The 5,792-nt window shown below is 75.6% G+C and carries 4 protein-coding genes; 1 reads left to right on the forward strand and 3 read right to left on the reverse strand.

Annotated elements, in window-relative coordinates; genetic code table 11:
* Window positions 1–6 precede the first annotated feature (6 nt).
* Both ACWGIU_RS27240 and ACWGIU_RS27245 read right to left on the reverse strand, forming a co-directional pair.
* Window positions 7–1,680, reverse strand: a complete 1,674-nt coding sequence (locus ACWGIU_RS27240) for a class I adenylate-forming enzyme family protein (RefSeq protein ID WP_453710053.1) — start codon at window positions 1,678–1,680, stop codon at window positions 7–9.
* Window positions 1,677–3,485, reverse strand: coding sequence for a CoA transferase (locus ACWGIU_RS27245; protein ID WP_453710055.1), 1,809 nt, complete (start codon window positions 3,483–3,485; stop codon window positions 1,677–1,679). The genes ACWGIU_RS27240 and ACWGIU_RS27245 overlap by 4 nt, the downstream gene beginning before the upstream one ends.
* A gap of 144 nt (window positions 3,486–3,629) precedes the next feature.
* On the opposite strand from ACWGIU_RS27245, the gene ACWGIU_RS27250 reads away from it, so the two are divergent.
* On the forward strand, window positions 3,630–4,856 hold the full coding sequence (locus tag ACWGIU_RS27250) for an acyl-CoA dehydrogenase family protein (protein ID WP_453710057.1): 1,227 nt from the start codon (window positions 3,630–3,632) through the stop codon (window positions 4,854–4,856).
* Here ACWGIU_RS27250 and ACWGIU_RS27255 read toward each other — a convergent pair.
* Window positions 4,843–5,792 (reverse strand): sugar ABC transporter permease (locus ACWGIU_RS27255; RefSeq protein ID WP_453710059.1); only part of this gene is annotated, 950 nt, incomplete at its 5' end. The two genes, ACWGIU_RS27250 and ACWGIU_RS27255, sit on opposite strands and share 14 nt — an antisense overlap.

Below are 5,792 nucleotides of genomic sequence, written 5' to 3' on the forward strand. Positions count from 1 at the left end.
CCACCCTCAGCCCGCCTGTGCGAGCGGCGGAGCCGTGGTGGCCGTCGCCGCGAGGCGCTCGCGCAGGGCCGCGCGGTCCGGCTTGCCGGCGGCCGTCAGCGGCAGCTCGGCGATCAGGAGCAGCCGTTCCGGGTGCTTGGACCGTTCCAGCCCGCGCCGCGCGAGGTGTTCGCCGAGCGAGGCCAGGGTGAGGGGCTGCCCGCCGCGCGGCACCACGCAGGCCGCCAGCCGCTCCCCCATCAAGGGGTCCGGGACGCCTACGCAGGCCACGTCGCGGACCTGGGGGTGCGCGGTCAGTTCGCGTTCGACCTCCGCCGGGCTGATGTTGGCGCCGCCGCGGATGACGATGTCCTTGAGGCGGCCGACGATGTGCAGGACGCTGTCGGAGTCGAGGTAGCCGAGGTCACCGGTGCGGACCCAGCCGTCCGGCGTACGGTAGCGGGCGTCCAGGTCGGGCGCGCCCACGTAGCACAGCGGGGTCATCGGGCCGCGCGAGACGATCTCGCCGACGGCGCCGTCCGGCAGCGGTTCGTGCGTGACCGGGTCGGCGATGCGGATCTCGGCGACCCTGGGGTCGGGACGGCCCGCGACGACCCCGGATCCGTCGGTGGGCGGCACCGTGCTGCCGAGCCCGGTGTGGCAGTTGACGCCGTCGGCGGAGCCGTAGAGGTTCACCACGGGGCAGCCGAAGGCCTGGGCCGCGGCGGCCGCGGTGGTCTCGTCGAGCGGCGCCCCGCCGAGGACCAGGGCGGTGGGGGCGGGCAGCTTCTCGTCCGTCCCGTCGAGGCGTTCGAGCATCATGCGGATCATGGTGGGCACGCCGAGGATGTGCGTCGGCCGGTGTGCGCGCACCGCCTCGATCGCCGCTTCCGGGGTGAAGCGGTCGAGCAGGACGAGGGTGCCGCCGTGCCGGGCGAGCGTGACCGCGGTGCCGTTGGACCCGAAGGCGGAGGCCAGCGGTACGAGGAACAGACAATTCGGCGGCGTGCGGTCCGGGATGAGGGAGGCGAGGAAGTTCCCCCGTCCGCCGGCCAGTGCGTTGTGCGAGTACGCGATCATCTTCGGCTCGGCCTCGGAGCCGGAGGACACGAGGATGCGTGCGGCACTGTCGGGATCGGGCCGGGCGGGGACGAATCCGCTGGGGTCGGAGCGCAGCAGCCTCGACAGGTGAATCGTTCCTTCGGGCGCGACCGGCCCCGCGGCGATGACGTGGCGCAGTGCCGGGAGCACCCCGGCGAGCGTGCTCAGGTCGGCCGCGTGCCGCGATCCCCGGTGCTCGGTGGCCGCGATGACGGCGACGGCCTCGGCGCGGCGCAGCAGGCACTCGGCTTCGACAACGCCCCGGCCCACCGGGAACGGGAGCGCGATCGCGCCGAGGGCGGCGAGCGCCAGATCGGCGATGACGGCGAAGCGGTTGTCGGGGAGTTGCACGCCGACCACGTCGCCCGGGCCGATTCCGAGTTCCCGCAGGCCGGTGGCCAGACATCGGACCTTGCGGTCCAGCGCGGTGTAGCAGAGCTTGCCCTTGGCATCGAGGACGGCCGTGCGGTGCAGGTCGGCGATCTGGCGGGCCCGGAAGAGGCTGTAGAGGTCGAGGTCGGGGCAGGTCCCGTCGATCACCCAGGACCGGCGGAGTTCGGCGGGCAGCAGGTCGTGCAGGACGAGCCTGTCGGCGGTCATACGAAACTCCAGGGGTCGGGGACTGCGGGGGCGCCGTGCGCGTCGCGGCTGATCGAGCCGGTGAAGCGCGGATCGTGGTGCAGGTCGGCCAGCTCGGTGGTCACCGCGGTCGCGGTCAGTCCGTGCTCGTGCAGCCGGGCCAGGGCCTCCGTCGTGGACAGGCCGCCGAGGTCGTGGACGGCCACGGCTCGGGCGTCGGCGTCGGCCGGTGCGAGCCAGCCGTCCGCCGTCGGCCGCGGGAGCCGGAATCCGGCCGGTCGCCGGGGGTTCTCGCCGCGGGCCGCCCGGCGCAGGGCGGGAGCGGTCAGCGTGTCGGCCGCGCCGAGCAGGGAGGAGTCCACCCGTACGCCGTGGCCGGTACGTTCGCGCAGCAGCAGCCCGGCGAGGACGGCCTCGGCGCCGAGCAGTCCGCCCAGTACGTCGAGCAGGGTCATCAGCGAGGGCGCCGGGGCCTCGCCCTCGGGGCGGGCGGCTTCGCCGACGCCCGTACGGGCCTGGACCATGAAGTCGGTGCCCATGGGGGCGTCCTCGACCCGGTCGGCCCAGCCGCTGGTGTACGCGTAGACGAGCGCGGGATTGACCCGTGCGAGGTCCGCGGAGTCGAGGCCGAGCTCGGCGGCCTTGCCCGGCGCCCAGTTGTGCAGGAAGACGTCGGCCCCGGCCGCCAGCTCACGCAGCCGTCGGCGGTCGCCCTCCCTCTTGATGTCGATCTCGACGGCCCGCTTGCCCCGGTTGAGGGCGAGCCAGCGCGCCGAGATCCCGGAACAGGCCGGGGGCATGCCGCGCAGCGGGTCGCCACCCGGCGGTTCGATCCGGATCACGTCGGCGCCGAGGCTCCCGAGGAGATGCGCGGCGAGCGGTGCCTGGATGCGGCGGCCCGCCTCCAGTACGGTCAGCCCGGCCAGCGGCCCGCCGGAGTGTGCCGCTCCGGGCAGCCGGTGCGACCTTGCGGTGAGACGGCCGGTGGCCGACGGGGCCAGGGACCAGGGGGCGGCGCCGTCGTGTTCCGCCGCCCGTTCGGCGAGCGGGCGCAAAGCGCACACCTCGGTGCCGTAGGCGGCCGCTGCCCGGCGGATCCGCTCCCAGGAGTGGGACCGGGCCGTGAGGTGGAGGGCCACCGGGAAGGGGGCACAGGCGGTGGCATAGCGGAACTGGAAGGGCCGCCAGCCGGACCGCAAGGCCTCCGCGGGCGCCTCCAGTGCCTTCCAGAAGGCCCCCCAGGTGCCCGGGTCGAGTGTCTCCAGTTCGAAGAGGACACCGTCGGCCGAGGTGAACGGAGGTCCTCCGGCGGCCAGTTCGGCGGCCTCTCCCTCGTCGGCCCCGGCGGCGGCGAGGTACTGGGAGACCGCGAGCAGTCCCGCCCGGTCCGCACTGGTGGTGACCGCGCGGGCGACGCCGCCGCGGGCCTGGCCCACCAGAGCCGCGAGCAGCCCCTGCACGGCCAGGACTCCGGTGGCGGTGGCCGCGTAGTCGACGGCGAGGCCGCGCGGGCCGCCGTCGCGCCGGCCGTGCACGGCCATGATGCCGGTGGCGGCCTGGACCGTGGCCTCGTCGACGAGCCCGCTCGCGGGATCCGCCCAGGTGGCGGTCGCGTTCGCCGGGTCGAAACCGCCGCCCGTGAGCGTGGTGCCATCGGTGACGGCGGCGGTGCCGGTGAGCGTCCCCTCCCGTGTGGGGCGGTCCGTCCGTGCGCCGAGCAGCCGCAGGTGATCGGCGATGACGCTCGTGATCTGCGGGGGTCCCGAGGTGTCGAAGCGCAGTGTGTCGAGCGGCCGGACCGTCTGCGTGGTTGCTGGTGACGCCATGCCTCTCCTCTCCTGGCGCGGCGGTGGCCTGCGCCCGGGTCTTGCCGAATGTGGGGAACCCGGGAGCGTGCGCACCCGACCAGTTCCACGGACAGGGAGTCGGTCGGCCGCTCCCGCGAGTTCCCGGTGATCAGGAGGAAACAAGTGACGGATCCAGGCACGGACCACACCTCGGATGCAGAACAGACTGCGGAGAAAGGTGACTTGAGGGAACGGATCGACCGGTTCGTCCGCTCTCGGGTGATCCCTCGGGAGGCGCTGTTGGACGGGGGCGGGCCCGCGGCGGCCGAGGCGCTGGCCGACCTGCGCGCCCAGGCGCAGGAGGAGGGCCTGTGGGCGCTGCCGCTCCCGGAGGAACTGGGCGGCGGCGGGCTCGGGTTCCGCGCGTACGCGGGACTGGCCGAGGCGGAGGGGGCCAGTGACCACGGTCCGGCCGCGCTGGGATCCGCCCCGCTGCTCGACGTGACGATGCTGGCGCGGCACGGGGGGACCGCGGTCCGCGAGGCATATCTGAAGCCGCTGGTCGCCGGGGAGATACGGACCTGCTACGCCATGACCGAGCCGGACGTCCCCGGCACCGACCCCTTCCTGACCGGCACCCGGGCGGAGCGCGGGCCGGACGGCAGCTGGCTCGTCACCGGCCGCAAGTGGTTCACCTCGGGCGCCGCGGGCGCCGACCTGGTGACGGTCATGGCCCGCACCGGCGGGAGCACCGGCGACCGCGAGGGGCTGTCGCTGCTGCTCGTGCCCACCGCGTCGGCCGGATTCCGCGTCGTACGCGAACTCACCGTCCTCGGTACGGGCGGCCAGTACGAGATCGCATTCGACCGGGTACGGGTCCCGGCCGACCACCTCCTCGGCGAGCCCGGGGACGCGCTCGCCCTCGCCGGTGAGCGGCTGCGGCTCGGTCGTACGCTGCGCTGCCTGCGCTGGCTCGGCCAGGGCCAGCGGGCCTTCGACCTCATGTGCGAGCGGGCCGCCAGCCGCAGCGGGTCCCGCGGGCCCCTCGCCGACCAGCAGTTGGTCCAGAGTCATGTCTTCGACGCCCTGCTCGCCCTGCGCACCACCCGCGCCCTCGTGCACGAGGCGGTGGCGCTGATCGACGCGGGGCGGGACGCGCGGACGGAGGTGGGGCTCGCCAAGGTCGCCGCCGCGCGCATGCTCCAGCAGGTCGCGGACTCCGCCATCCAGGTCCACGGCGCCGCAGGGCTCGGCCCGGACACCCCGCTGCCCGGACTCTTCCGCACCGGCCGGGCCGCCCGCATCCTCGACGGCCCGGACGAGCTGCACATCACCTCCGTGGCCCGCCGGGTCCTGCGCGCGTACGGGCGGGACGGCGGCGGCCCGGAGCGTACGGCTACACGCGGGTGATGTCGACGACCCCGTGCACGGCGGCGAGGCCGAGCGCCAGGAAGAAGTCGCCCCAGACGAGTTCGTGCCGGACGGCCAGCTCTTTCCCGGCGTCGTAGCAGCCGTCCAGCAGCATCCCGGGCGGGCGCCCGGAGTCCGGGCCGCTCACGTGGCGCTCGGCGAGCCGGCGGAGGATCGCCTCGGCCCGGTACGCGTACCCGGCCGCCCGGGGACCCGGCACGCGGGCGAGTTTCAGCAGGGCGACCGCGGTGATCGCGGCGGCCGAGGTGTCGCGCGGCCCGTCCGGGCGGCCGGCGTCGGCCGCCGGGACGAGTCCGCCGGCCCCCGACTCGGCGCCCGTCGCCAGGAGTTCGGCCGCCGCGTCGAGCCGGGCGGCCGAGCCGGGGAGCGCCAGGTCCGGGCGCAGCAAGGCATCGGCCACCGCCAGCAGCAGCCAGGCGCGGCCCCGGCTCCAGCCCGGCGGCGGGTCCGAGCGGGGCTGCCAGCCCGCTACCGCGTCGAAGCGCGAGGCAGGAGTCAGCGTCCCAGCGGCCCGGGCACCGGAGTGCGCGCCGAGGCAGAGGTCGAGGTGGCGGTGGAGGTGGGCCGCGGCCGCGGTGGCGCCCTGCGGTCCGGCGCCGGCCAGCAGGGGTACGGTCCCCGGCACGCCGTCCACGCGGGCGAGCAGGCGGGGCCCGCCGAGCGCGTCCCCCCAGGGCACCAGCCCGAGTTCACGGTCGTAGGCCGCCAGCACGGCGCGGGCGCCGAGGCCTTGGAGCTCGGTGGCCTCTGCATCGTCCGCGGCCGGAGCGGTGCCGTACCAGAGGATCAGGCCACGGGTGGCGGTGTCGGCCCGTACCCACGGTTCGAGCCGGGCCGTGCAGGCGGCGGCGGTGCGCCGGTCGGCCGCGTCTTCGGTGTACCGCGCCCGCAGCCAGAGCAGCCCGGCCCAGAACC

It is taken from the genome of Streptomyces sp. NPDC054840, assembly GCF_053611065.1.

Excerpts from the sequence above, each read along its gene's own strand:
- ACWGIU_RS27240 (WP_453710053.1), bottom strand. The coding sequence starts at position 1,680 with ATGACCGCCGACAGGCTCGTCCTGCACGACCTGCTGCCCGCCGAACTC.
- ACWGIU_RS27245 (WP_453710055.1), bottom strand. The coding sequence starts at position 3,485 with ATGGCGTCACCAGCAACCACGCAGACGGTCCGGCCGCTCGACACACTG.